Annotated in this window: 3 protein-coding genes; all 3 read right to left on the reverse strand. The window is 36.2% G+C overall.

What is annotated here, in order from left to right:
- Nucleotides 1–136 precede the first annotated feature (136 nt).
- Nucleotides 137–964 (reverse strand): hypothetical protein, encoded by an 828-nt coding sequence (locus GS399_RS20470; protein WP_160846524.1) that lies wholly within the window; start codon nucleotides 962–964, stop codon nucleotides 137–139.
- 163 nt (nucleotides 965–1,127) lie between these two features.
- The gene (locus tag GS399_RS20475; RefSeq protein WP_160846525.1) at nucleotides 1,128–1,628 is read right to left on the reverse strand and encodes a hypothetical protein; all 501 of its coding nucleotides are present in this window, start codon (nucleotides 1,626–1,628) and stop codon (nucleotides 1,128–1,130) included.
- 167 nt (nucleotides 1,629–1,795) lie between these two features.
- Entirely contained in the window at nucleotides 1,796–2,299 is a 504-nt protein-coding gene (locus tag GS399_RS20480; RefSeq protein ID WP_160846526.1) for a hypothetical protein, read from the reverse strand.
- Between the last annotated feature and the right edge of the window lie 14 nt (nucleotides 2,300–2,313).

Genomic DNA, 2,313 nt, shown 5'->3' on the forward strand with positions numbered 1-2,313 from the left:
GTTTGGCGTTTGGCGAAGAAGCGGATTTCGAAGCACAAAACTGTCTGCAAGCACTGAACTTGATACAAAGCACAAAGCTTCATTTAGGTGTGAACCCGCTTTTTTGCCAAACGCCTGTTATGTGTGGTTTTTCTTCTCATCGTCTTTGTAATGTAACACCTTCCCAACTGTCAGGGTCACCTACCGTTATATAAATTTCATATGGTGGTTTGTCTTTATTAATGCTAAACCCGTTGCTATTGTAAAAACCAGAACTATCTGTTTGTCCTGTCTTAATACTTGTGCTTATATCAAAGTCCATTGGAATTACCCAACTACCTTGATTTTTTTCAATTTTCCATTTTCCTGTCGCGTTAACAATGTCGTAGCTGGTCAAGTCCATTGCCATTCCGTGGTCAGGGAAATATTGGAATGCAAATGTGCTGTCAGCGTTAAATCGAATGATTGTCTTGTTAGTTAGACTATCTGGGAAGTTGAGTTGTCGTTTACTTAAGTCAGCTAATTTGTATTCGCCAACAATGTCGTTGAATTTAGGTTCGCTTGTCGCAAAGTCTGCATAGCGTGATTTAATTCTTTCGCCTGTTACTATTGTATAAATTCCTGTCGCAAGAGAAGGAATTAGTTGAATGCCAAAAGAAAAGATTAGTCCGTAAATAAAAACCTTGGGTCTTATTCGAATAATAAATTTGTTTGAACTATTACGAGTTATTAGTTGAAAAATCCAACCACTTGTGTAAAATACGTTTGCTAAAACCAAGAACAGTCCTGTCCCAATTAAAAAAAAAATTGGTGGCGAAAAGAACGACCAAAGGTCTTTAACGATAAAAGACAAAATTGTCAATGCGAGAATGCCGAAAACTATAAGTAGGAAATTATAAAGTATTCTTCTGAACTCCCACCAAAGAATTATTTTAAGCCAGGGTCGCCTGTCGTCTGTGTTTAATATGAATATTCGTTTTAGCATTGTCGTCTTTTAAAATCACACATAACGGTTGGCGAATTTGTGAAGAAATGGCATTACTTGAAGAGCCATTTCCGCACCGCACTAATTAAATAAATAACTGATGAATTACCGTAAACCACTGTCAGCCATTTTTGAACAAATTTGTTGTTAGCGGTAGCTAAGTTTATAAATTCAGGTCATTCAGTATTTTTTTAGAGTACTGTTCTAACCAATTGGATGAAAAACGGAACATTAAATACGTTGGTAATATTGCTATTAGCCACGCAAAGAGAACGAAGATAAATGCTGTCAAAAAGCTGTCTTTAACAATATAAAGCACAGCAACACTAAATAACACCAAAAAGAATAGCGTGAAACAACCCCCACCAACTATAACATATTTTGAATAAGCTTCAATCGTCGATTTTATTTTTGTTCCTGTTTTTGAATCCTGAAAATCAAAATAGATAGTTCCATATCCTCTGAATGGATTGAAAATATTTGGCCATAGCTCGATTTCTATCCTATCGTTTTCAAACTTAAATTTTCTGTAATTAATTTCGTCTGTCGGAATGAAACTGGAATTATCTTTTTGAATTAATGCTTTTTTTGAAATTTGCTCTAAAATCTCAACCTTCGTTCGCGATGTCTGAATTTCATATTGTCTCGTAAGTTTTTCTAGCACCGTCTTTTGTTTTAGTTACCGCTAACGTTCAAAGGCTTTGCGAAGGTTGGGCATTTAATGTTCGTCTGCTTAACACTTGTACAAAAGCTGAATAGTGGTTTACAGTTTAAATTTAGTTCGTCAGCCCAACTTTTGCAAAACTGCTGTTGTAGGCTGTTCGTCGTCGCTCAAGGCAGTGTCCATGCAGAAACAATTTTAAATTGTCCATTGACCTTTTGAATGTCAAACCAGTGCTGCATTCCTGGATGCTGGGCATTTTCATCTCTTGCGATATATTGAAAACTGTAAGTGCATTTCTTGTCAACTGTATTGAAATGAGGCTGAAAAATAAAAAAGTCTTGCGGCAGATTATGTTTGTTTGCTTCTTTCACCAGTCTGTCTGCAAAAAATATTTGGTATTGCGACCTGTCAAACGTCGCCCTTGTCACCTTAATGTATAGTTGGTTTTTCTGTCTGTTAGTGTCAAGAATGCAATAGTCACATGTAAAAGGAAAACGAACAAGACTTGCAAGTTTCACTTTGTCTTTTTGGTTTATGGCGTTTTTGAATGCAGTCCAGAAACTTTGTAACTGGATCTTGTCAACTTGCAAATTAGTGCTGTCACACTTTTGCTGGCTGAATGCATAAGCAGACGTCAAAAGTCCGAATATTATAAGTAGGGATTGTTTCATTTAGAATAGCCTAC

The sequence above is a fragment of the Hufsiella arboris genome (genome assembly GCF_009834875.1).
GTDB classification, from domain to species: domain Bacteria; phylum Bacteroidota; class Bacteroidia; order Sphingobacteriales; family Sphingobacteriaceae; genus Hufsiella_A; species Hufsiella_A arboris.